Origin of the sequence: Bradyrhizobium septentrionale (assembly GCF_011516645.4) — a bacterium.
GTDB lineage: Bacteria > Pseudomonadota > Alphaproteobacteria > Rhizobiales > Xanthobacteraceae > Bradyrhizobium > Bradyrhizobium septentrionale.
On sequence record NZ_CP088285.1, the window covers coordinates 5,171,877 to 5,195,213 of the forward strand.

20 protein-coding genes and 7 pseudogenes are annotated in these 23,337 nt (G+C 60.7%); 11 read left to right on the forward strand and 16 right to left on the reverse strand.

Going from position 1 to position 23,337, the window contains the following annotated elements; all coding sequences use genetic code 11:
- Nucleotides 1-45 precede the first annotated feature (45 nt).
- From tnpA (HAP48_RS26375) to HAP48_RS26395, 5 genes and pseudogenes are all read left to right on the forward strand, one after another.
- Complete coding sequence (gene tnpA, locus HAP48_RS26375; protein ID WP_166208739.1) at nucleotides 46-441, forward strand: IS66-like element accessory protein TnpA; 396 nt, start codon at nucleotides 46-48, stop codon at nucleotides 439-441.
- Nucleotides 438-785, forward strand: a complete 348-nt coding sequence (tnpB, locus tag HAP48_RS26380) for an IS66 family insertion sequence element accessory protein TnpB (RefSeq protein WP_029084864.1) — start codon at nucleotides 438-440, stop codon at nucleotides 783-785. The genes tnpA (HAP48_RS26375) and tnpB (HAP48_RS26380) overlap by 4 nt, the downstream gene beginning before the upstream one ends.
- A 121-nt stretch (nucleotides 786-906) precedes the next feature.
- A protein-coding gene (gene tnpC, locus HAP48_RS26385; RefSeq protein WP_166215981.1) for an IS66 family transposase occupies nucleotides 907-2,441 on the forward strand; the annotation gives its coding sequence in 2 pieces (ribosomal slippage) (nucleotides 907-2,035 and nucleotides 2,035-2,441; 1,536 coding nt in all).
- An 82-nt stretch (nucleotides 2,442-2,523) separates the two neighbouring features.
- A pseudogene (locus HAP48_RS26390) lies at nucleotides 2,524-3,124 on the forward strand (IS6 family transposase).
- Between the two features lie 247 nt (nucleotides 3,125-3,371).
- Nucleotides 3,372-3,581 carry a DUF6356 family protein gene (locus HAP48_RS26395; protein WP_029084866.1) on the forward strand — a complete coding sequence of 70 codons (210 nt, stop codon included), beginning with the start codon at nucleotides 3,372-3,374 and terminating at the stop codon, nucleotides 3,579-3,581.
- A gap of 111 nt (nucleotides 3,582-3,692) precedes the next feature.
- Here HAP48_RS26395 and HAP48_RS26400 read toward each other — a convergent pair whose 3' ends face one another.
- The 3 genes from HAP48_RS26400 to HAP48_RS26410 form a co-directional block, all read right to left on the reverse strand.
- Complete coding sequence (locus HAP48_RS26400; RefSeq protein ID WP_156929050.1) at nucleotides 3,693-3,935, reverse strand: hypothetical protein; 243 nt, start codon at nucleotides 3,933-3,935, stop codon at nucleotides 3,693-3,695.
- 10 nt (nucleotides 3,936-3,945) lie between these two features.
- Complete coding sequence (locus tag HAP48_RS26405) at nucleotides 3,946-4,131, reverse strand: hypothetical protein (protein ID WP_029084868.1); 186 nt, start codon at nucleotides 4,129-4,131, stop codon at nucleotides 3,946-3,948.
- 519 nt (nucleotides 4,132-4,650) lie between these two features.
- The gene (locus HAP48_RS26410) at nucleotides 4,651-4,935 is read right to left on the reverse strand and encodes a hypothetical protein (RefSeq protein ID WP_166208736.1); all 285 of its coding nucleotides are present in this window, start codon (nucleotides 4,933-4,935) and stop codon (nucleotides 4,651-4,653) included.
- A 2,692-nt stretch (nucleotides 4,936-7,627) separates the two neighbouring features.
- Between HAP48_RS26410 and HAP48_RS26415 the strand changes: the two genes are divergently transcribed.
- The 3 genes from HAP48_RS26415 (at nucleotide 7,628) to HAP48_RS26425 (ending at nucleotide 9,429) form a co-directional block, all read left to right on the forward strand.
- On the forward strand, nucleotides 7,628-8,377 hold the full coding sequence (locus HAP48_RS26415) for a hypothetical protein (protein ID WP_156929053.1): 750 nt from the start codon (nucleotides 7,628-7,630) through the stop codon (nucleotides 8,375-8,377).
- A gap of 17 nt (nucleotides 8,378-8,394) precedes the next feature.
- Nucleotides 8,395-8,604, forward strand: coding sequence for a hypothetical protein (locus tag HAP48_RS26420; RefSeq protein ID WP_156929054.1), 210 nt, complete (start codon nucleotides 8,395-8,397; stop codon nucleotides 8,602-8,604).
- A 255-nt stretch (nucleotides 8,605-8,859) separates the two neighbouring features.
- The gene (locus HAP48_RS26425; protein ID WP_029084872.1) at nucleotides 8,860-9,429 is read left to right on the forward strand and encodes a hypothetical protein; all 570 of its coding nucleotides are present in this window, start codon (nucleotides 8,860-8,862) and stop codon (nucleotides 9,427-9,429) included.
- 269 nt (nucleotides 9,430-9,698) lie between these two features.
- On the opposite strand, the gene HAP48_RS26430 is transcribed toward HAP48_RS26425, so the two are convergent.
- From HAP48_RS26430 to tnpC (HAP48_RS26440), 3 genes and pseudogenes are all read right to left on the reverse strand, one after another.
- Nucleotides 9,699-9,890, reverse strand: a complete 192-nt coding sequence (locus tag HAP48_RS26430) for a hypothetical protein (RefSeq protein ID WP_029084873.1) — start codon at nucleotides 9,888-9,890, stop codon at nucleotides 9,699-9,701.
- A 298-nt stretch (nucleotides 9,891-10,188) separates the two neighbouring features.
- The gene (locus tag HAP48_RS26435; protein ID WP_166215978.1) at nucleotides 10,189-10,797 is read right to left on the reverse strand and encodes an IS630 family transposase; all 609 of its coding nucleotides are present in this window, start codon (nucleotides 10,795-10,797) and stop codon (nucleotides 10,189-10,191) included.
- Between the two features lie 67 nt (nucleotides 10,798-10,864).
- Nucleotides 10,865-11,458: pseudogene (gene tnpC / locus HAP48_RS26440) on the reverse strand (IS66 family transposase); the annotation flags it as partial.
- A gap of 682 nt (nucleotides 11,459-12,140) precedes the next feature.
- Between tnpC (HAP48_RS26440) and ltrA the strand changes: the two are divergent.
- Entirely contained in the window at nucleotides 12,141-13,385 is a 1,245-nt protein-coding gene (gene ltrA / locus HAP48_RS26445; RefSeq protein WP_224496549.1) for a group II intron reverse transcriptase/maturase, read from the forward strand.
- Between the two features lie 88 nt (nucleotides 13,386-13,473).
- On the opposite strand, the pseudogene tnpC (HAP48_RS26450) reads toward ltrA, so the two are convergent.
- The 5 genes and pseudogenes from tnpC (HAP48_RS26450) to HAP48_RS50875 all read right to left on the reverse strand — a co-directional run.
- Nucleotides 13,474-14,473 (reverse strand): annotated as a pseudogene (gene tnpC / locus HAP48_RS26450) (IS66 family transposase); the annotation flags it as partial.
- A 93-nt stretch (nucleotides 14,474-14,566) separates the two neighbouring features.
- A complete protein-coding gene (gene tnpB / locus HAP48_RS26455; protein ID WP_029085227.1) occupies nucleotides 14,567-14,914 on the reverse strand; it encodes an IS66 family insertion sequence element accessory protein TnpB in 348 nt (115 codons plus the stop codon).
- Nucleotides 14,911-15,312 carry an IS66-like element accessory protein TnpA gene (gene tnpA / locus HAP48_RS26460; protein ID WP_029085228.1) on the reverse strand — a complete coding sequence of 134 codons (402 nt, stop codon included), beginning with the start codon at nucleotides 15,310-15,312 and terminating at the stop codon, nucleotides 14,911-14,913. Before tnpA (HAP48_RS26460) ends, tnpB (HAP48_RS26455) begins: the two co-directional genes overlap by 4 nt.
- Nucleotides 15,313-15,400: 88 nt before the next feature.
- Nucleotides 15,401-15,694, reverse strand: a complete 294-nt coding sequence (locus HAP48_RS26465) for a helix-turn-helix domain-containing protein (RefSeq protein ID WP_166215972.1) — start codon at nucleotides 15,692-15,694, stop codon at nucleotides 15,401-15,403.
- 106 nt (nucleotides 15,695-15,800) lie between these two features.
- A pseudogene (locus HAP48_RS50875) lies at nucleotides 15,801-16,011 on the reverse strand (transposase); the annotation flags it as partial.
- A 545-nt stretch (nucleotides 16,012-16,556) separates the two neighbouring features.
- On the opposite strand from HAP48_RS50875, the gene HAP48_RS26475 reads away from it, so the two are divergent.
- Both HAP48_RS26475 and HAP48_RS26480 read left to right on the forward strand, forming a co-directional pair.
- Nucleotides 16,557-17,921, forward strand: a complete 1,365-nt coding sequence (locus HAP48_RS26475) for an HlyD family secretion protein (protein WP_175612293.1) — start codon at nucleotides 16,557-16,559, stop codon at nucleotides 17,919-17,921.
- A complete protein-coding gene (locus HAP48_RS26480; protein ID WP_166208730.1) occupies nucleotides 17,918-19,864 on the forward strand; it encodes a glycosyltransferase in 1,947 nt (648 codons plus the stop codon). The genes HAP48_RS26475 and HAP48_RS26480 overlap by 4 nt, the downstream gene beginning before the upstream one ends.
- A 98-nt stretch (nucleotides 19,865-19,962) precedes the next feature.
- Here the strand turns inward: HAP48_RS26480 and HAP48_RS26485 are convergent.
- The 5 genes and pseudogenes from HAP48_RS26485 to HAP48_RS26500 form a co-directional block, all read right to left on the reverse strand.
- Nucleotides 19,963-20,205: pseudogene (locus HAP48_RS26485) on the reverse strand (ACT domain-containing protein); the annotation flags it as partial.
- A gap of 403 nt (nucleotides 20,206-20,608) precedes the next feature.
- Nucleotides 20,609-20,728 (reverse strand): annotated as a pseudogene (locus HAP48_RS50880) (hypothetical protein); the annotation flags it as partial.
- 512 nt (nucleotides 20,729-21,240) lie between these two features.
- Nucleotides 21,241-21,661, reverse strand: a pseudogene (locus HAP48_RS26490) (helix-turn-helix domain-containing protein); the annotation flags it as partial.
- A 355-nt stretch (nucleotides 21,662-22,016) separates the two neighbouring features.
- Nucleotides 22,017-22,370, reverse strand: a complete 354-nt coding sequence (locus tag HAP48_RS26495) for a hypothetical protein (RefSeq protein ID WP_035978384.1) — start codon at nucleotides 22,368-22,370, stop codon at nucleotides 22,017-22,019.
- A gap of 532 nt (nucleotides 22,371-22,902) precedes the next feature.
- Nucleotides 22,903-23,232, reverse strand: a complete 330-nt coding sequence (locus HAP48_RS26500; RefSeq protein ID WP_166208727.1) for a hypothetical protein — start codon at nucleotides 23,230-23,232, stop codon at nucleotides 22,903-22,905.
- Nucleotides 23,233-23,337: the final 105 nt, after the last annotated feature.

The window sequence follows — 23,337 nt, forward strand, 5'->3', positions numbered from 1 at the left end:
TCGCGAAGCGTGCGACCTTAAGTCTAGCTTTAAGGTCATCAGGCGATGCGGGTCGAGGTTTTGGGCGGGCTGGAGCGGCGGCGGCGCTGGTCGCAGGATGACAAGGCGCGGATTGTCGAGGAGACGTTGGCGCCAGGCGCGAAGGTGACAGAGGTTGCGCGTCGCAACGGAGTAGCGGCCAGCCTGGTGTTTACCTGGCGTCGACAAGCGCGGACATCAGAGCAGGTTGTACCTTCCTTTGCGCCGGTGCAGATCGTCGCTACAGAAGTGGAGGAAACTCCGAATCTTTTGCCTGCGGGTGACGGCCGAGTGCGCTCCGTGGCGGCCGCGCGTACTGGATTGATCGAGATCGATCTTGGCAACCGACGACGCATCCGGGTGGATGCACACGTCGATCCGGAGGCGCTGGCGCGGGTCCTCGAGGTGCTTGAGCGCCGATGATCGCCATACCGGGCAATGTACGGGTTTGGCTCGCGACCGGCCATACCGATATGCGCCGAGGCTTCCCTAGCCTTGCGCGTCTGGTTCAGGAGGGTTTGAAACGGAACCCTCACGCTGGCGATCTCTACGTTTTTAGAGGCCGCCGCGGCGACCTGATCAAGATCATCTGGCATGATGGCCAGAGCGCGTGTCTGTTCACGAAGCGGCTGGAGCGCGGCCGCTTTTTGTGGCCGTCACTGGCGGACGGCGTTGTGACGATCAGCGTTGCGCAGCTATCTTATCTCCTCTCCGGGATTGATTGGCGAATGCCGCAGGCAACCTGGCGTCCACAGGCTTCCGGTTAAGCTGTGGCTCTTTGACTCACGGCAGGAATCCAGCGGGATTTTTTGCCGCGAATATGGTTGATTCGCCCTCGTGACGACGCCCGCCGATCCGCTTCCCGCCGACCTTGCCGCTGCGCATGCGATGATCATTGCGCAGCGCGAACAGCTAACGCTGGCGAAGAGCGAAGTGACCGTCGGCCGGCTGGAAATCGAGCGGCTGAAGCTGATGCTGGCCAAGGCACGGCGCGAGCAGTTCGGGCAATCTTCTGAACGCGGCAAGCTGCTGGTCGAGCAGCTCGAACTCGCCATCGAGGATCTTGAAGAGACACAGGCGGAGCAGGAAACCAAAGCCGAGTTCGCAGCGCCGGAAGCCGCCAAACAGAATCGCACGCAAAATCCAAGGCCGCCGCGACGCCCCCTACCGGATAACCTGCCGGTCGAACGTATCGTCGAACCCATGCCTTGCGCGTGTGGCAAGTGCGGCAGTGAACGGCTGCACAAGCTCGGCGAGGTGGTATCGAAGACTCTGGAATGCGAGCCGCGGCGCTGGAAGATTATCGAGCATGTCCGCGAAAAGTTCTCCTGCCGAGATTGCGAGGCGATCACAGAGGCGCCGGCGCCCTCCCATCCGATCCCGCGAGGCTTTGCCGGGCCGAGCCTGCTGGCGATGGTGCTGGTCAACAAGTTCCTGCTGCACCAGCCGTTGAACCGACAGAGCAAGACCTATGCCCGCGAAGGGATCGAGATCGACGTCTCGACCCTGGCGGATCGGATCGGCGCCTGCGTGGTGGCACTCGATCCCATCATTGAGGCGATCCGGATCCACGTCATGAGCGCGGAACGCATCCACGGCGACGATACGACGGTGCCGGTGCTGGCCAAGCTCAAGACGGTTACCGGCCGGATCTGGACCTATGTTCGCGATGACCGGCCGTTTGGCGGCACGGATCCGCCGGCGGCCCTGTTCTACTACTCACGCAACCGGGCTGGAGAACACCCGCAAAGCCATCTTGCCGGCTATGTCGGCCTCATGCAGGCCGATGCCTTCGATGGATATAACCAGCTCTACAAAGCCCAAAGGAAGCCGGCTCCGATCCTTGAAGCGGCCTGTTGGAGCCATGGCCGCAGAAAGTTCTTCGACCTGGCGAAATCTGGAGAGGCGCCGATTGCCAGCGAGGCCGTGCGACGCATCGATATCCTGTTCGAGATCGAGCGCACCATCAACGGCAAAACGCCGGAACAACGGCTTGCGGTACGTCGTGATAAGTCAGGCCGATCGTCGCCGATCTCGAAATCTGGATGCGCCAGCAACGAACCTTGCTTTCATCAGGCAACGATACTGCAAAGGCGATCAACTACCTGCTCAACCGCTGGACGGCGTTCACGCGCTTCCTGGACGATGGCCGCGTCTGCCTCTCGAACAACGCTGCCGAACGAGCGTTACGCGGCGTGGCTGTCGGAAGACGAAATTGGACCTTCGCAGGTTCAGATGCTGGCGGCAATCGTGCCGCCGCCGTCTATACCCTGATCGAAACCTGCAAGCTGAATGATCTCGATCCGCAGGCCTGGCTCGCTGACGTGCTGGCAAGGCTTCCAGATCACCCCGTCAACAGAGTCGCCGACCTGCTCCCGTGGAATTGGAAGGCAACCCAACAGTCCAAAGCGGCTGCTGCCTGAGCGCCGCGGCAGACCGGCGCGCCTGCCCGGGGTGCTGGCCGGATGCGTACAATTAGAGCGGCCGAGGGGGTAGACGACAGGCATGCCGACCACCCGGGACCCTCTTTATCGGCGCCATCGCTTCCCACCGGAAGTGATCAGCTGTGCCGTTTTGTTGTATTTCCGGTTTCCCTTAAGCTTGCGCATGGTCGAGGAAATCCTGGCGGCGCGTGGCATTGGCGTGACCTATGCCACCGTGCGCCAGTGGGGCGGAAATTCGGCAAGCCGTTCTCCGATCGGATCCGCCAGCGCGCACCCGCTCGCGGTGACAAATGGCATCTGGACGAAGTCGTTATCTCGATCGCGGGCGCACAACATTGGCTCTGGCGCGCTGTCGGTCAGAATGGCTTCGTTCTCGACGTCTTGATCCAGCGCCGAAGAGACTTCGCGCGCTGCGCAGCGGCTCATGAAGAAGCTCTTGAAATCTGCCGGCACGCCGCCGCGCGTGATGATCACGGATAAGCTCCATGAAGCGTTTCAAATTGTTCCGTCAGGCCCAACGGTTTCTGTCACTTCACGATCAGGTCGCGAACCTTTTCTACATCCCCTATCCCGGAACCGTCACCGCCGACTTCCGTCGCGCTTCGCGCGAGCGAGCCTTTGCGACTTGGCGCGAGATCTCCACGACAAGCGCTGTCGCCTAATCTCGAACCTTTGAGTCAGCTCGGCGGTCGATTAAGTTGACGATGCCATTGCCAAGCTTCTACCGGGCAGCTTCGCCAACTTGGCGGATCGATTACCCGCCGTATTGGTCGATACGCTGCGCGAACAATTCGCGCCGAATGCGCAGAAGGATGAAAATGAACTCTAACACATAGGTGGCTTTAGTAAAAGGATGCAATGTTGCTGTTCAAGGAGCGCGGACTCTTGTCCGCAAGCAAGGAGAGTTCGATGGTTCGTATTTCGTTCACACAGCATCCGGCCTCGGTAGGCGAGACCTACTCAGCATATGCGAACCGCTTGGCCCCTCTCTGGCGGATGCAATTGGCAGCTCTCGCCTGCTTCGTGCACGGGATCTTCCCCTTTCTATTAACGAAGACCGGATCGACTAGCGTGAGCGAGCTATATTCGCGCATGGTTCAACACCGGTCGCGTTTGTAGACTCCGGAGCAGCGGGTCCAGACAATGCGTGGCGGTCTGGGACAAGTCGATTCAGCTAGTTCGTGAACCGGAGATCGGAGCGAAGTCGGCACCGGCTCGGGCGGTCTGTGGCTATTTCCCTCTGTTCTGCTCCGCTTGCATTGCCGCGCGCTTCTCGATCGACCGGGTGGCGAGCATGGTAGTCACGGCCCGGGCGCGCTTCAGCTCCTTGGTCAGCGCCTTGCGGTCGCCCCCGGACGGCCGGGGGGGATGGTGCATCGGGGCCATGATGGGCCGATGATCGCGCTGAATCGGGGGCGCGGGAAGTCGCTTGGCTTGGGTTTCGCGAACGTCGGAGAGCAAGACTTTGGTCAATCCGCCATTGTCATTTCGGTGGCTTTCGGAACTGAACTACGTTGCCGTCTGCGGCGCGGATCGCCACCCGCGCCAACTCGAGCGGGTCGAACCTGAGGTTCGCTATCGCTTTAGCCACACCTTGCCGCTGCAACTCGGCGACGATTGCTTCGGTCACCTTCATCAGTCGGGCCACTTCAGCGGTTGTGTCTATCATCAGGGCACCTTCAGACCGTAGGTGACTGCGAGAGCAGCGGTCCAGCCACAATTCACGGCAACGATACTCTCATGGGGTTCACCGAAGCTGTCCCGATTATACTCCGCCGGAACGAGCCCAGCATCGGGCTCAGCATTTTTGATGAAAGGGGACTGAGTGGCTGGCCAAGTCGGGCTGTCTGAGTTCTCCTTTTCGCATTCATCATCATGCATCACGATAGCTCAGCCCTCAGGCCGCCGCGACTCCCGGTTGGCCAGAGGCGCCAGCCGCGAGCGATCGAGAAGCACACGGGCAGAGCTCCGGCCAGCCTTCTGCAGCAGATTCTGTTTCCTGCAAGATGCTGATGAGACCGCGAACGAAGAAGTCCAACGACCAGCGCCGCGTTGACCGTTTTTATCGGTTGGGTTCGGGGAGATCTGACAAGCCATTGCCGGCTCGTTAAGGCTGAGCGGCCGATGGAAGCTCTTCGCACTGAGCCGGGAATGCCGTTCTCCGTATGCCGGAGAGGGTCGCAGCGCTCTAGCTTCTGCCGCGCGGTCGCCACGTGCGTGACATCCGCGGATCACTGCGATCATCGTATATGGCCACAAGCTCGCCGGCCTTTAGGCCGAGGCCCTTCAAATCGGCTTCGCGAAGTTCGGATTTGTCGATCGTTGCTTCACCGGCGTTGGCTGCCAACGAAGCTTTCACGGCTTCAGCCTGATCAGCCATTGCGACAGCATAAGCCACATATCGGAGCTTGTCGTTTTTGACGACGCCGACCGTAACCATCCACCCTGCTGCCATCTCAGTTTCACGGGGCATGCCATGATCTCCACGGCGTGTTGCTGTTCCCGATGCTACGGAAAAGACGCGGGCGGCTGGAGGAACCACCCGCGCGAAGTTTGGTACGCCAAGCTTGGCTGTCTGGGGGGCGTGAAGATAGACAGCCAAGCCGATAAGCATCTGAGCAACTCATGTGCCAGACGGTCACTACGCAAGGGTAGAGCCGGCCCGACAAAAAAAACGTGCGGGTAGCCGCTTACGACCGCCCGCACTAGTTGCGATGCGAGGACTTGGCCCTCACGAGGGTCAATCGATAAGCGACCAAGCCATACCTGGCTCAGCAATCAGCGTGCCAGACGGTCAATTGCGCAGACAAGCAAACGGCGCGCTTTCATACCTTGTGCGGACTGAATACTCGCGCGAGCGGCGGCTTCCGGACCACAACGTCATGAACCGGACACGACTGACGAGATCAGACGTGCCACGCTAATACGCCGAGGCCGCGAGATGATTGGATTGATCTCGTCATCTTGTACAACCAGAAGCTCGCCAGGCTTCAAACCAGGTCTTGGCAGCTGCTTCTCGTCGATCGGGCAGGTTAGCATTGCGGCCTTTGCGCCGCATTCCGCTATGGTCATTCTCACCGCGTCCGCCGGGTCGGCGAGGGCCACTACGTAAGTTATGTGCCTGAAATCTTCGTCATCGTGGCCGTCTTCCTTGAGGACAGAGACTGTCACTATCCAACCATCCATTTTGTTGCGCTCCGGCAGATCAGAACCGGCGGCACACGGGAGCCACCGCACACACCGACCGAACGCAGCTGAACGCTAGGTCGGTCACCTCATTGCATGAATATTGCGGCCGCTATGACGGCAACCGAGGCTAGTCCCATCAAAATGACGCACGCGATGTACGGGAGGCTCCACGCACTACTCGGCTACGGCGCTTGGACGGAGCATACACTCCGGGACGCGGCAACGTGACACGGAAATCCAAGTCCTACACCTGCTTGTCCGCGTAGGTGGCGGACGCGTGCTCTCAAGAAATCTGATGTCTAGTTTACGGTCGGTCAGCCATAGGGCCACGCTGGAGAGCTTCGTCAAAGGCCTTCGGGGCCATAGAGCGGTCCTGCGAGCGATCAATCAGAAGAGGCCCGGCTTTGTCCGGCCTTTCTTTTGCCGCCTGTGGCGTGCCGCTAGATGCCCCTGAGTATCTCCGGCGGAAAGATGCCTTGCATCCGCCGCGCGATACTGCGTTTGACGGTCAACCTTACGTTCGCGAGTTCAGTAGAGCCGCACTCCGCCATCAGCCGCTCGGTGATGCCGACGAGCCGGCGGACGCGGTTCGACTGCCTGCGGTCCTGCTCGCGCCTTCTCTCAGCCCTGTTTGAATGTCCGCGTTTTCATCGCATGTATCTCCTCTCGTCCAGCGACTAGTCCGAGCCGGTGACAGCCGCAAGAGAACAGAAGGTCCGCGAGCCGGCGACGGGCGGCCGTTAACCACACTTCTTTTAGAAGCCATTGATCGCGCTCGATCCCGTAGCATTCCGGGAACCTCTTCCCTCTGCGCCGCACGTTGGTCTAGGCTCGCAACCTCAAGAGGAGCGACCGGAGTGACGAGGGAGAAGCGGACCAGCATCGAAGAGCGGCCGTCTGTGCTGTCGCGGCTCCGCCGGGTGCAGGCATGGCGCCGGAAGCGGCTCCAGCGGCGTTTAGCTGATCCCAACATCGTGGAAAACGATCCGGGGCGGTATAGGTCCATTAAGGCCGCACGGCACTACACGGCCGTCTCTATGCGTGCGGAAGCCGTCCTGAGAGGACTGATCGAGCGATAAGCGGTATCGAAGTGCAGATCGGCGAAATTGGCCTTTCTGTTTTGGAGGCGGCCTAGTCGCTTGCAGCTTCTCAATCGCGGCAAGTACGGCCCGTTTTGTGATCTTTCCTTGAAAGTATTGTTTGACCGTCGTTATGGCTTCTTCAGAGCCTGTTCTCGGGTCATGCCATGATCTCCGTCTACGTGGGCGGCACCGACTGCCGAAAGCGTGCGGACGGCTGCTAACGGCCGCCCGCACGCCGTCGCGCCGCGAACAGGCTTGGCCCTCACGAGGGTCATTCAATAAGGGACCAAGCCATACTAGGCTCAGCAACCCGCGTGCCAGACAGCTGGAGAAAGACGAGAGGGCAAAGCTGGCGCTATATCACAGCACGCCAGCTAGGACATGCATGTCGTCAACTGGACGCGGGTGAAGGAGATCAAACATGCCGCACTAGTGACGACGAGGGGGCGAGATGATTGGATCGAACTCGTCATCGTGTACAACAGAGAAGCCCGCCGGGCTTTAAGCCAAGTCACAGCAACCGCTCCTCCTCGATGGGGCAGTTGAGCAATGCGGCCATTGCGCTGCTTTCCGCTACGGTCCGGAACGCGGCAAACCAGCACAAGCGGCGCGCAGCGTTCCGCAACCGGACACGGCAAGTCAAGTCCTGCACCTACTTGTCTGCATAGGTGCCAACCTGACGGCGAATACATTAGACGTTAAGCCGCGCTCAACGTGCGGAGTATCTCGTTGACGCTTCGCGGGGAGAAGGTCCGTCCTCTCGCAAGCAAATTCGAACAGGGGCTGGAAGCCTCCTAGTCAATCGAACCAAAAATTGGTGTAGCAATCCACAGATTGCATTACGGGTGCGGACCAATGGCGCCTCTCGACAGACAAGCTCGCTTGAAGTTCCGAGTGCCCGAGGTTGTTATAGGTTGCTTGCTTACGGTTGCCGCTTTTGCGGTGGAAATGGCCTTCATGCCGTCTGCGAGAACAGGCGAGCCCTTGCTCGGTTGGTTCACCAAGGATGCAAGTGGCTTTTTCACTTCGCTGCAATTCACTGTGGCGACAGTCCAAGCGGCACTCTTCTTCTATCAGCTTCGTTTGATCAAGCTCAGCTTGGATGACGCCAAGGTCGCATCTGAGACGGCTACTCGGCAAGCTCGTGTTGCAGAAGATACCCTCACCAAGATCGAGCGCCCTTATGTCTTCGTCTTCAATGTGAGCCCTCTCACAATCGTACGTTTGGAGGATTGGGAAAACGGGACCGAGGGGGTGAGGTTGTCCGTCACCTACTCGGTCGCAAACTATGGGAAGCTCCCTGCCGTCATCGAAGCTATGCAAGTAAGTCTGAGCGTGCATGCAGAGCCGCCAGCCCCGGTCAACTACGACCACAACCATTCCCTTGCGATCTCTGCTGTCCTCGTGCCTGGCGAGCCCCGCAATGATCTGGATGAGGGGCTTGCGTGGAATGATGTGGAGCTTGACGACTACGAAGGTGACCGCCCCGATTTCGGCGACATGCATCTGTTCTTCTGGGTCTTCATTCGGTATCGCGGCACGTTCACAAGCGGTCACACCACCCGAGCGTGCTGGCGATACGATGAGCGAACACGCCGGTTCGCCGAGTTTAACGGAGGCCCCGAGTACAACAGTCAAACCTGATGGGTAAGGAAAGCGGGATGACAAAACCCGGGTCGATCATCGAGGAGTTGGAGCGAGAACGAGCGAACATTGATCAGCTTTGGGCAGGCCTTGGGGGGCGCCAAGTCCGCGTCCATGCGGCAGGCGCCTCCGAGGCCGTTGTCACAGCCGAATATGTGGACGGCCTCAAGCAAGCCTCGAACGCGCTCAACAAAGCCATTATGGCTCTAAAGAACATGGATATCTGAAGGCGATAGCTATTCATGATGGGCCGGCCCTCCATCACCTATGATGTGCCGATCAGCATCCTCTACCGGCCTGGCGCGATATTCACCGCCTTTGTAAAGACGTTGCTCTGTTTTTCAAAATTGCGACCATGCGGCACAATGTTTGCTGACCGCGATGGGCAACCCATCGGGGCATAGGAGCGTCACGACTATCAGCCGATCAACATCGACTACACGTTTAGCCATTTCTCGCGGACAGAAAGCCAGAATTGGCAGATGCTGATGGAGTACGGGCGCCGTGCGGGAATGGATAAGAAAGAGCTCGAGGCCTTATTCAAGGGAGAGGGGTTCGCGCGCCTAGTTGTGGCGGGCGGTGGCGTTCCGCGTGACGTGCTGTCGCTATTTTTGGAATCTATGAGTCCGAGCGAGGGCGAAGCGGTAGGCATGGATGAAATCCGCGTCCTTAGTCGATCAAATCTCGAGCGGCACATCGAGGAGCTTAAGCAAGATTCCCAGATCGACGAACAGAACATCCTCATCGCCGGCATTTACGTTCTGAGGGAGTTTTGCCTCGGCAGGAAAATGAATGTCTGTCTAGTGCCAGAACAGCTGCTTCAGCAGGAGGAGGACTGGAAGTCGCTATTTAGTCGCCTCGTAGACTATAGGATCATCCACCAAGCGGCCAGCGCGCTAACGCACAAATCGCAGCAAGGAAATTTCAGGCTTTTGCGATCGATAGTGGATGCTACGCTCATCTTAGAAAGATGGATAGGCGCTTCAACGAAATCGACGAGTCGAAAACAGCAGCTAAGGATCAGATGCGCTCGGCGCCAGTTCTCAGCCTGACAGATTTGCAGACACTTTTTAAGAATGTTCCTAAGAACGCCGAGGAGGTCTTGAAGGAGGTGCCGGAAGAAGAATAGATGATTCCCCCGATGTAGGCAGGACTCCCCGCCGCCCTGGATTGCGAAGCGGCCTATCCGACACAAATTGTCTCGGTTTCGAAAGCTTTCGGTCGCCTGTGCGACCGCTGCCTTGTCGGATGGGCCCGCGCGCCTCTCATGCGGGGAAAGTTATATAGATACGCGTCCTTGAGGCTTTCGTGGCGGCCAATCTCAAACCTGAAGTCCTTCACGATTGATCGCTGCCAAGCTTTCGCATAGGCCCTGATCCGCCCAAACTCGTCGCAAAATCGAGACGAATTGCTTAACAGACGCCGTGAGCATGTGCGTGTGGTGGAGGTATTCGTCCATCGTGAACTGTATCTTGCCCTCAGCAGGGTTGCCGCCTTTGAACATTTTGTACATCAGGCCATCGTCGCGCCGCGCAGGTGCATCATCTTGACGATTTCCTCGCTCTTTTGCGGCGGCTGGCTGGTGTCATCGGACATGATCGCCAAAGCCTATCGCAACCTGAGGGCGCGCGAAAGCCGCCCCGGTAGGGCTTCTTCGCTATTGCCGATCGGTCGCAAATCAGGGAATCTGTCCGTGGGCTTGATAACCTGGACTAGTTATCTGGAACGCAAATTCATCACATTAGTTGAAGCTCGAATATCTACAGAGGAGAGAGCTCGTGGCTAGAGCGGTTTCCACTTGATATGGGTCACTACGCGTATCCAGCATGTCGAAAGTAGTTGGCGCACTGCTCGGGTGCAAATGTCTTGATGAGCTTGCCGATCAACTTCATCAGCGTTGTCACGGTGCGAGCGGCCCGCTTGCGCAGCGCCGTCTTCAGCTTTGAGAATGCCATTTCGATCGGATTGAGGTCCGGCGAGTAGGCCGGCAAATAGCGCACTTTGGCGCCGACCGTGTCGATCGCCTGGCGAACGCCGTCGATCTTGTGGGTGCGCAGGTTATCCATGAAGACGATATCGCGTTTGCGCAGCGTCGGCGCGAGGATCTGCTCAACATAAGCGAGGTACGATGGCCCATCCATTGCGCCGTCAATGACATAAGGCGCCGTCAGGCCATTGATGCGCAACGCGGCAACGAGCGTCAGCGTCTTCCAATGGCCGTGCGGCACGCTCGCAACGAGACGCTCGCCACGCGGTGAGCGGCCGCGATGTCGGACCATCTTGGTCGTAACCGCCGTCTCGTTGATGAAGACGAGGCGCGGCGCATCAAGTTTGGATTGCTCTACCTTCAGCTCGGCACGCGCTGCAGCGACATCAGGACGATCCTGTTCGGCGGCGTGCAGAGGTTTTTTGAACGTGATGTCGTGGCGTTCTTAGAGTAACCGTCCGGTGAGGGCCGCGGCATGATCGCGCGGTGCGGTCGCCCGATCAGGCCGCAGACTGGACGGGGCTGTTCTTCCATTCCCAAGGCAGCAGCTCATTGAGCCGACCTTGCGGGGTGCTGGCGATGCGGGCCAAGACGTCCGCCAGCCAGGCTTGCGGGTCGATGTCGTTGAGCTTTGCCGTCATGATCAGCGTCGCCATGATGGCGGCGCGGTCAGCGCCGCGTTCCGAGCCGGCGAATAGCCAGGACTTGCGGCCGAGAGCAAAACCGCGCAGCGCGCGCTCCGCCGCATTGTTTGTCAGGCAGATCCGCCCGTCATCGATGAAGCGAGTGAACCGATCCCAGCGGCGCAGCATGTAATCGATTGGCTTGGCGACCGATGAGGAGTTCGATAGCCGAGCACGCTGCTCGCGCAGCCACGCTTCCAGCACCGCCAGCAGGGGTGCGCTTTGCTCCTTGCGCACCCGCAGACGCTCTCCGGCACTTTGGCCGTTGATGCCGCGCTCAATATCGAACAGTGCATCGATGCGCTTGACCGCCTCCAGGGCAATCGGCGAGATCGCTGCGGCATTCTTGTCTCGCCTCGCATTGGCCGCGATGTCCGCCAGCTCGAAGAACTGCCGCCTGGCGTGGGCCCAACTTGCGTCAGGATAAGTCCTGGAAAGGAGGAAGAATGTGACCTGAAACCTTTCAACGTGACCCAGAGGGTTCGACGCCCTCGCGGCAAAGGCGGAGCCCGCCAGCCGGAAGCGAGTCTTGCATGGGTGACGGCAACGTCATTCGTGAAGCGTAGACAGCGGGTACTGAAGCCCTGTGGCAGCCTCGAAATCATGGTCGTGCTGAAGCCTTCGCCGTGTTGGATCCGGGGGCAGCACTGGGAAAGCCGCTATGGTCAGGCTTACCGGTTCGGCCGGGGTCTCAGAGCAGGGCAAAGGTACGGGATGGGCCACCAGGAAACCTGAGAGGTCCCGTTTGTGTCCACATGAATCGGCCGGACAGGAGCACCGGCCTGAACAATGCTCCGGGCCCGATGACCGACTTGGCGAACATCGGGAGCGCAGACGCGAACACGAAACACCAAGGCATGTGGAATCCCGAGGCGAAGACATAAGCTGACGGACATGCGCGGCGGGAAGTCGTAGCGGCTTCGTAGTACCGAGGAAGGCGGGGAACTGGGCTCACCGGGACCCGCTGGAGGGAAGGGAGCCGTCACGCGTTAAGACCCATTGACGAGAAACACGGGAGGGAACCCTGAGTCCCGCAAACCTGTCCACGAAACGACAATGGATAGCCGATCTGGCGAGGCAACATCCCGAGCGGGTGCTGACCGCGCTGCATCACCTGATCGACCGTGAATGGATGCTCGAGGCTTATCGTCTGACGCGCAAGGATGGCGCGCCCGGCGTCGACGGCATGATGGCGACGGACTATGAGGCGAACTTGGAGGTCAATCTTGATGATCTCCTGGCGCGCATCAAATCCGGCCGTTACATCGCGCCGCCGGTGCGACGGCACTACATCCCCAAGGCGGATGGCACGGAACGGCCGCTGGGCATCCCGACACTGGAAGACAAGGTGGCGCAGCGGGCGATTCTCCTGCTGCTAGAGCCGATCTACGAGACGGACTTCTTGCCGTGCTCGTACGGGTTCCGATCGGGACGATCGGCCCATGACGCCCTGCACGCTCTACGTACCGGGTTCATGGAACAAGGGCTGCGCTGGGTGGTGGACGTCGATATCTCGAAATACTTCGACACCATCGACCACGCACACTTGCGCCGATTCCTCGACCAGCGAGTCACGGACGGTGTCGTCCGGAGGATGATTGATAAATGGCTGAAGGCGGGGGTGCTCGAAAAGGGCATCCTGCGCCGCACGACTGTTGGAACGCCCCAAGGCGGCGTGATCTCGCCACTGCTTGCAAACATCTACCTGCATTATGTGCTGGACGAATGGTTCGAGCAGGTGGCGCGACCGCGGCTCAAGGGGCGGTGCCAACTGGTTCGATACGCTGATGATGCGGTGATTGCCTTTGAGGACCACCTGTCCGGCAAGCGATTGCTGAACGTGTTGGCCAAGCGGCTTGATCGGTATGGGCTTCAACTCCATCCGACCAAGACTCGCTTCGTAGACTTCCGGTTCAAACGCCCAGGCGGGCGTCATCCTGCGACGGCGGGGACCACGTTCAACTTCCTTGGCTTCACCCACGTGTGGGGTCTGTCGAGGCAAGGCAAGAATGTCGTCCGTCAGATAACGGCAAAAGACCGTTACGCACGCGCGCTGGCTTCTGTGATGGAATGGTGTCGGCAAAACCTGCACTGTTCGTTCAGGGAGCAGCACGCCCATCTGTCACGGGTAATCCGGGGGCACTGCGCCTACTACGGCATCTCCGGAAACGGCCGACGCATCAGATGGTACCACCACCAAGTCACGCGGATATGGAGGAAATGGCTCGCACGGCGTGGCCGCCACAGCAATCTGCCGTGGACGCGCTTCCGGGCCATGCTCGCGCGATACCCACTGCCAACAGCCAAGATCGTCCACCAATATGCTGCCGTCTCGTGAGCGAAGCTTGCGCGTGAAGAACCGGATGCGGGTAATCCGCTCGTCCGGGTCTGTGAGGGGCGGGGATGGCAACACCCCCGCCTACTCGGCAGAGTGCGGACATGATCGGCCCCTGCACGCGCGAGGCGTCATACAGCTCGTTGTAGCCGCTATAGGCATCGGCCTGCAGGATGCCGGAGAAGCTTTGAAGATGCCGTGTGGGATGCTCCTGCCGCCGGTCGCGCGAGGCGTAATAGAGCGCGGCCGGCGGCGCCCGCCCGCCAAACGGCCGATCGTCGCGAACGTAGGTCCAGATATGTCCCTTGACCGTCTGGCCCTTGGCCAGGATCGGCACCGTGGTGTCATCGCCATGCAGTCGCTCGGCGGAGAGGACGTGACGCTCGATCAGCCGATAGAGCGGCTGCAGGGCCGCCGCACAGGCGCCGACCTGGTCAGCCAGTGTCGACAGGCTCAGATCGATGCCCTCCCGGGCGTAGCGCTCGCTCTGCCGATTCAAGGGCTGATGCTGGCCGAACTTCTCGAACAGGATCATGGCCAGCAGGTTCGGCCCGGCAAAGCCGCGCGGCGTCACGTGGAAGGGGGCTGGCGGCTGGGTGATCGTCTCGCAGTCCCGGCACGAGAACTTCTCGCGCACCGTCTGGATCACCTTCCACTGCCGGGGAATGACCTCCAGCGTCTCGGTGATATCTTCGCCCAGCTTTGATAGCTTCGATGAGCCGCAGCAAGGGCAGCTCTGCGGTGCGGCGACTACGAACACGCTCGCGCGGCAAATGGTCGGGGAACGGTTTGCGCGACGGACGCTTGCGCTGGAAGGATTGCACCGTCTGCGCCCTGGCTGCCGCCCTCTCAGCCGCCAACTCGTCTTCGGTTGCGGTTGCTTCCAGCTCTTCGAGCTCAAGCTCCATCTGCTCCAAGAGCCGTGCCTTGCGCTCCGAGCGGCTGCCGTAAATCTGGCGACGCAGCTTCTCGATCTCGAGCTTGAGGTAACGGATCAGTGCCTCGGCCGCCTTCGCATTGGCAGCTTCCGCTTTAGCGTTCGCCGCAACCGCCTCCGCTTCCAGGCGCGCGGCGCGCTCCGCGAGGATCATCGCATGCGCAGCGGCAAGATCGGTCGGAAGCGATTCAGATGTGGTCACGATGATGATGGAATCACATCCATCACGATCCGCAAGCTCAAAGCCTCATCCGACCGATGCCGGTCGCCACGTCTCTTGTGGGTGCCGCCAGTCGATCCCGGACAAGAGATAACCGAGCTGCGCCGATGAGATCGTCACCACACCCTCGGCCGGGCTCGGCCAGATGAAGCGGCCGCGCTCAAGGCGTTTTGTGAACAGGCAGGCGCCCTGGCCGTCATGCCAGATCACCTTCAGCAGGTTGCCGCGGCGACCGCGGAAGCAAAACAGGTGGCCGCCCAGCGGGTCGCGATGCAAGATCTCCTGAACCTGTAATGCCAGCGACGGAAAGCCCTTCCGCATGTCGGTATGGCCGGTCGCGAGCCATACCCGCACGCCGGCTGGCAACGGGATCATCGCGGCCGTCCATCAGTCAGCGCCGCCACGACTGCGGTCAGCGTCGCCGCGTCAACCGCACCGGTGATCCGCATCCGAGCCCCGGCCGCGAACTCAATCTCGATCGCACCGCAGCTTCCCGAGGGCGCGGTCAACGGTTGCCGGTCTGGCGCAATGGAGACTGGCGCAAAACCGACCTCGTCATCCTGCCGCTGCATCGGCTCGGCCCCGCAAGCGAGGACACCGGTCCGCGCCTGCCGCCGCCAGGCCGTAACCAGATTGCGGTGAACGTCGTGTCGCCGAGCAACCTCGACAACACTGGCCCCAGGCGCCAGACTCTCCTCCACGATCCGAAGCTTCTCCGCACTCGTCCTCCGCCGTCGCCGCTCAGGACCGCACAGAACCGTAACCGTCGTCACGTTTGCTCATTTGTTTGCGAATTAATGCGCAAACCATCTCACGCTCGAACCCGATCCGGGAAGGCGGCCTCCACCGGAGGCGTACTTCTTAGAAGCGCCAGACCGAGGTCGTACCGGTTTTCAGCCGCTTCTCGGACTTGAGCCGTGCGCTTATCTCCTCGAGCGTCAAGTCCGGCTCCGCTGCGACCAGATCAAGCAGCCATTGGCGATGCGCCTCGAGCGGCGAGCGACTGTGGCCCGTGCCGGGTAGTGCCGCTACACTGCCCGTCGTCACCCAGCGCTCAATCCAGCGGATTGCGGTCGAGGCGCCGAGACCGAGCACCCGCGCCGTTTCCCGTCTGCTCTCGCCGTCTTCGACGAGCGCGACCGCCCGCCCTGAGATCCTTCGAGTATCCCTTCGCCATCGCGCGACCTCGCCATTTGCTTGTCAAAGCAACCCGAATCTGATTTGCGCGCCTCAGGGACCTCCTTATTTGTTCCGATTCACATCAACCGAAAACCGCTCTAGCCTGAAGGAGATCGAGCTTAGCGCGCCCGTACATCTGCCGTTTGACCAGCTTGAGTTTGGTGATCTGAGCTTCCACTTGGCCATTGGACCATGGTTGTGTGATAGCCGTGCACCGCGCCCTTATCTTTGGCGATGCCATTCGCGAACGAGCCAATGAGGCTCCGCTTGGATTCATCTATCCAAGGTTCGAGCTCGATCTCGCCCCTCTTTCTGATCATCGCGTGGAAGCGGCCAACGAGAGCGTGGGCATCGGCCAGCACATCCAGGGTGCTTTGACGTAATCGAGAACGGCCGTTGCAAGTGGCATCGAGCGCGGCACGCTCACAGGTGTGAGGGAGACGACAAGCGCTCTGCCTGTTTGTGAATCGACGCTGAACATTGACCCCGCAAGCGCGAAGTCAATCAAGCACTTGGGACGCCGATCGGCGTCCGGATTCCACGCCGATTCACAGTGTCTTCCGTCAGCGTCGAGCCTTGCAACCGCTTTACGAGAGCGCGCGGTTTCGTCGCACCCTAAGTAGAAACTGACTGTTGCAAACGTCTAGGTTGTTTGCAACCCTCGGCTTGGGCCTCAGAAACCCAAGATAGCATCAGTGGCCATCAATGGGCCAGCGTATAACGCCCCCGTTCGGTGGGACGGTGCGCCTATGTCGAAGGGGCACCCCAAAAGCACATTGGCCGTTCAGGATTACGGTTTCTGAACCCCGCGCGCACTGACAGTTCAGGTCCGGTCATCATGAATCAGGAACAGCAGAAGCCCGTTCCCGAAGATCATACGTCCGTCAGCAAGGACGAGGAATCGGGCGCACGGGGGTTGCAGCGCGATTTGCAGGACCGCTTGCAGCCGGCGGACGACGAGCCGGTCAGCGAGCCTGTCAATGATAGCGCCCCCCATCCCGAAGCGCCTGCAGGCTCGGGCCGGTGGGTTCGGCGCCTGCTCAAGGTCGGCATTGGCCTCGCCCTCGTCGCGATCTTCGGATGGCTGCCGCTGAAAGCCGTGCTGCAGACCTCGAGCGTCGAGGCCGTGGTCAATGCCAGGATCGTAACCCTGCGCTCGCCGATCGACGGCACCGTGAGTGCGAAGCCGCAGAGCTCCACGCAGCTCAGTGTGGTCCACGAAGGCGATACGATCCTTCATGTCGTCAACGCGCGCGGCGATCGGGTGCGGCTCGACGATCTCCGGCGGCAGATGTCCCGGATGGAGAATGAGCGCCCGAGTCTCGCCGCAAAGCTTGCGGCCGCCGAGACGTCGCAACAGGACCTCGCGCGCCAGGCGGCCCAGTTCCGCGACGGCCGCATCCTCCAGCTCGAGGCGCGGATCGCCGAAATCCAGACCGCGATCGAGGCCGCGGCCGCGCGACGGGAAGAAGCGACGGCGGCGGTTGAACGCGCCTCGTCGCTGGTCAAATCGGGCAGCGTCTCGACGGTCGAAATGGCCCGGCTGACGCGCGAGCAGGCGATCGCCCATCAGACCGAGATAGGCGCGCAGCGCCGGCTCGACGCCGCCAAGGTCGAACTCACCGCGGCAAGGAACGGCACCTATCTTGGCGACAGCTACAATGACCGGCCGAGTTCCGTGCAACGCGAAGAGGAGATGCGCCAGCGCGTCAGCGATCTGCGCGCCGATCTGGTGCATTCCGATGCGGAGATCGACTGGCTCACCCACGAGATTGCCTCGGAGCAATTGCACTACATCAACCGGGCGGAAGCCGACATCAAGGCGCCGGTCGCCGGACGCATCTGGGAGATGATGACGTCGCCGGGCGAGGACGTCAGGGCCGGGCAGCCCCTGCTCAAGCTGCTCGATTGCACCGGCGCAGTGGTCACCGCCAATGTCACCGAAGGCGTCTATAACCGCCTCAGGCTTGGTGAGCGGGCGAGCTTTGAGCCGAACGACGGCAGCGCTTCGATCAAGGGTGAGATCGCCAACCTCACCGGTGCATCGGGGGCGCCCGCGAACCTTGCGATCAATCCGGATGCACTGAACAAGGAACCGTACCGGGTGACGGTCTCGATGCCGGAGCTCGACACCACGGGCAAGGATTGCGCGGTCGGCCGAACCGGGCGGGTGGTGTTCAACACGGACGCGGCAAAGTCATGATGGCGGCATTCGTGCCCGGGCTGGTCGCCTTAGGCGCCTGCCTTGCGATCCTGCCGCTGCTCCGGCGCGAGCAGACGCTGGGGCGCGTCATGATGACCGGCATATCGTTCCTGCTGCTGTTGCACTACTTCGTCTGGCGGGTGACCCAGACCCTGCCGCCGTTGGGGCTCACCGCCGACGCGGTGGTCGGCTATCCCTTCGTGGCGGCCGAGGCGGCCTCGATGATCGCGGTGTGCCTTTCGCTGCTGTTCCTCAGCCGCACCATCGACCGCTCGCCCGCGGTCAATGCCATCCTGCGTCAATCCAAGGCGTTGACGGATGCGCCGCGCGTCGACGTCTTCATCTGCACCTACAATGAAGAGAAGGCGATCCTCGAGCGCACCATCATCGGCGCCACCGGGCTGAACTATCCCGATTATCGCGTCTGGGTGCTCGACGACGGACGGCGGCTCTGGCTGCGCCGGCTCGCCCAGGAGCTCGGCTGCAACTATCTGACCCGTCCGGACAACCGCCATGCCAAGGCCGGCAACATCAATCATGCGCTCCAGCACGTTTCCGGGCTGCCGGACCGGCCGGAGTTCGTCTCGATCCTCGATGCGGATTTTGTCCCGATGCCGGACTTCCTAACGCGGGCGATGAGCCTGATGCAGGACGGCACCGTCGGCGTCGTGCAGACGCCGCAGCACTTCATCAATCCGGATCCGATCCAGACCAATCTCGCCGCAACCGACGTCTGGCCCGACGAACAGCGTTTCTTCTTCGACATCCTGATGCCGGCCAAGGACGCCTGGGGCACGGCATTTTGCTGCGGAACCTCATCGCTGATCCGCTTTTCCGGCCTGATGCAGATCGGCGGCTTTCCGACCGATTCGGTGACGGAGGATTATCTCGTCACGCTGCGCCTGAAGGAAAGGGGATTGCGCACGGTCTATCTCAACGAGCGCTTGACCATCGGTCTCGCGCCGGAGGGATTGAAGGAATACATCACCCAGCGCGGGCGCTGGTGTCTCGGCTTCATGCAGATCTTCAGGGGCCGCAGCGGGCCGTTCTCGCGGCAATCGAAGCTCGCCTTCATGGACCGGCTGTCGCTGGTCGACGCCTTCATGAGCTGGGCGGCGCTCTATGGCACCAAGGTTTTCGGCCTCGTCGTGCCGTGGCTCTATCTGCTGTTCGGCATCAAGGCGGTTCACGCCGATCTGTTCGAGCTTCTGAAGTACTTCATGCCGTTCTATGTCTGGCACGCCTTCACCATGGCTTGGATCTCGCGCGGTCGCTCGCTCGCGATCATGACCGACGTGTCGCAATGCATCGCAGCCCCCGCGGTCCTGAAGGCGGTCGTGATCGGCCTCGCCAAGCCGCAAGGCCACAAGTTCAAGGTGACGGCCAAGGGCGGTGACCGCGATCGCCGCTTCATCGAGTGGCCGCTGCTGCGGCTCTATGGCAGCGCCTTGCTCATCACGCTGCTGGCGATCGCCTACGCATTCATCCTGCATGTGCGCGGCGACAGCATCGCCTATGGGGGGCTGGCGCTGGCCTGGAGCCTCTATAATTGCGTCGTGCTCGCGATCGTGTGCTTCATTTGCATCGAGCAGCCGCGGCGTCGCAAGGCCGAGCGCTTCGAGCGTGACGAGCCGATCCTGATTCACGAAGGTACGGAGCCGCGGCTGGTCCGGATGGTCGACATTTCGATCTCGGGCGCGCGCTTCATCGATCCCGCCCCTCCCGCAATCGGCGCCTCGATCAAGTGCAATGTCTACGGACAGAACGTGGCCGCGCTCGTGGTCCGCCGCACCCGCGATGGCTTCGGCGTCCGCTTCGAGGACGCGGTTGCGACGCGGATCAATGTCGTGCGCGCATTCTATGCCGGCGAATATGTCCGCGCCTTCCGCAGTGTCCGCGCAGCGCCGGTCGGCAAGGCCCTGCTGATGCGGCTGTTCGGCTAGAGCGGTATGAATGAGGTGGGCCTGCAGCAGTCCCATCCGTCGTCATTCCCCGATGCGCAATTGCGCATCGGGGAATGACGACGGAGAGAGGCGACGCGTCAAGCCGCCGGCTTCGCCGCCTGGTCCTCGGTCGACAACAGATGCAGCAGCGCGCTCTTGATCGCGGCCTGCGGGTCGGCGCGGTGATCTGGGCGCCGAGCAGGTCGGTGACATAGAACACCTCGCGGGCGCGCTCGCCGAAGGTCGCGACATGCGCCGAGGGCGATGTTGAGGTTGAGCTTCGAGATCGCGGTGGTGAGCTGGTAGAGCAGGCCGGGGCGGTCGAGGCCGGAGACCTCGAGGTTGTGAATCGACGCTGAACATTGACCCCGCACTTAGTCCCGATTTCCCACGTGAACCTGATCTGATCGCCGACTTGGATCTGATAGGGGGAGCAGAACCAAGCCAAGGAGAAAATATCCGCCTGCAGGCGCGGCAACTTCTGATAAACGAAAAATATCCAGGGCTGAGCGGATCGATTCTTGAGCAACAGCGAGTATTGCGTTCCTTGAGCTAGCGCGGCGTTCGCCGGCTGCGACGCGCGCTGTTCGTTGGTTAGCTCTTTCTCAGCGTAGCTAATATGGATCGGCATAGGCGTCTCTCCTGATTCTGATCGGCAGCATTGATGATCGCCGATGAGTTACGGTTACATGTGTCGATTTCCCTATCAACAGCGAGAGGTGATAGGTTGACACGCTACCGACGCTAGGTAGCGGATATACGGATCGGAGTTTCGTCAGTCGTGGCTTGGACGAGCCTGATGGCGCGAATAGCATCATCCTTTTTGTGGTAGCTTTCGCCGGAGGTGACGATATTGAGACCATTCCGCGCGTGTAGCTTTCAACGCCATTCCTGGTGCTCGTCTCGGTACAATTCGAAATGCATGTAAGTCTCCGACGATGGTCAATTCGCAGTCTTCAGTCCTTTACCGGAGTGCGTTCGTTCGTCCCTTGGACTAGTCCAAGGGCAGGGACAGCATCAGGTCTTGTGATGGTAGCCTTCACCGGAGCTGGCAATCTTATGGTGATTCCCGCCGTGCAGCGACCAACACCACTCTCGCTTGTCGTCCTGATAGAGGTGGAAATACATCGGTGGTCTCCGGCGATGGTGCGTTCCGCCATACCCATTCGACCACATTCGGTGACCTGCAAAGCCTATGAGAAACGGTAGTTTGCAGCGGATCAGCGGCCGCGCTTACGCCGCTCGCCCGGTTAGCTCGGATAACCAAAGGCGTAGCCGACCAAAGCAAAGACGTGGGGGCCCGCCTTGCAGTTTGCGCTTACAAGAAAGCCAGACGCAGCGAGGCAGGTTTGTGCCGTCGGAGGCAGCAGCGCTAGGATCCGATCCCGATACTTGGTCCACTGCGCCCGCCGACGGGTGACATCGGGACGATCCTGCTCGGCGGCAATCAGCGTCTTTTTTGTAACTGAGCTTCTCGGCGTGGACGAACTCCCACGTCGTGCGGTAATCGACCTTCAGGCCACGCTCAGCGAGTTCGGCCACCAGCCCGCGCACGGTAAAATCGTTTCGGCACCGTTGCATCAGCCATTCGCGGTGCGGCCCCGCAATCTTCTTTGGCCGATAGCCCCCGATCTGGTCTGGCTTGACGCTACCGGTCTCGTGGAAGCGCTGTACCCAGTTGATCGCCGTGCTGATGCCCACCCCAAATTGAGCCGCTGCCTGATGCCGCGACAGGCCACCTTTGATGACAGCTCTCACTACCCGCTCACGAAGGTCGTCCGAATAGGCTCGTCCCATCCATGCTGGCCTCCTTCCCAGCCAGCATGTTGAATCAGACGCCTTCCGATTTGGGAATCCCAAATCGATTCAAGCTAGACCCATCCCGCTCTAGCATCGAGCTCGACACCAAATACCCAGCCGTTCTTCCTCTATGTAGCCGATCCGGTCACCGGCTAGGAACACTGGCCTTGTCGACTACATCGCAATAGAAGTTCGGCGGTAGCCGCCGCCGACGTGCCCCCAACGCAGCCTCCGGACCAATTCCACGCTCCGGGCAGTTTCAGTTCTGGTTCCAGGTCTGCCGCATTGGCGGCGCCGCTTGCGAAGAGCGCAATGTCGCCGCCCCCAAAAAACAAACTCTCGATGGCATCGGTCAAAGTAAGCGTCGTTCAGGCCACGGGTCTTGAGCGCGATAGGCCCAGGGCAGTAGCTGGTGATGTCGCGATCTGGACGGCCGGGATCGCCAGCCGGGATAGAAGCCACAGGTCCAGCCCCATCGATCGGCGTCAGCCGGCACGCCGGCGCGCTCGCCAAACCAGCCAATCTTGACGTTGCCATAGAAAACATCCCAGCCCATTCGGTGAGGATCGGCTGATTGCTGGCGTGTCAGCTCGGTCATGTCTTCGATCGGGCATCGTTGCCACAGCTGCGTGAGCTCGGCCGTCGGCCGCTTGCCGGCGCCGCTGCACTTCACGTAGCGTACGCGCCCGGCGAGATCGTGCACCATCGTCGATGGCACGTGGCGCAGCGCGGCCAGGTCAACCGCGCGCGGCGTCTTGCACTCGAGCCAGGGATATCGTCGCCTGGCTTTAGCCCAAGACCTCTAAAATTGGAGTCGCGGGGTTCGGAATTCGCGATCGCTGCTTCCACCCGCGCTGGCCGCCAAAGAAGCTTTCACGGCTTCCGCCTGATCAGCCATCGCAAGGCGTAAGTGACAGATCGGAGCTTGTCGTTTTTGACGACGCCGATCGAAGCCATCCATCCTGCTGCCATCTCAGTTCTAGCCTATGTAGAGGGCCTGTTTTTTGGACGCCGTGTAGGTGGCGGCCTAGTTAATTCGAGCTTCGCAATCGCGGAAAGGGCTGGGCTGTTTGCGATCTTCCCCCAGGACTATCGTATGAGCGCCTCTATCGCGTTCATGGAACCAATTCCACGGCGTCGCTTTTCCCGAGTCAGTGGCCTGGGACTACGAAAGAGACGCGGGCAGCTGGAGGCAACCACATACTGTCCGGGGTTAATTAGACGGCCAAGCCGCTTCTTCACAGTGCGCCAGCTAACTGCTCGTGGAGCTTCCGGACAGGTATCCAATCCGACGCGGTTAAATGAAAAATCAGACGTTGGCTAATGATTCCGGGCCGTGAGGTGATTGGATCAATGTCATCGTCGTGAACCACGACCAGTTCGCCAACTTCCAAGTCGACTTTGCAACATTCCAGCTCCGAGCGGACGGTTGAGCATTGCGACCTTGCGCAGCTATCTCTCATGGCCAGCTTTGCGGCTTTGCTCGGGTTTGCGACTGTGACCGCGTAAGTTATGTGCCTATGCCAGTCGTCGTCGTCATCGCCGTCTTCCTTGATGGCGACCGTCACCAACCGTCCATCTTGCCGCTCCGTGAGGCATTGGCCTACGAGCTAGCGAGCCTCTGCGAGAGCTATCGAACATCCGTGACACGGGGGTGGCCGCGAGGTCGGGGC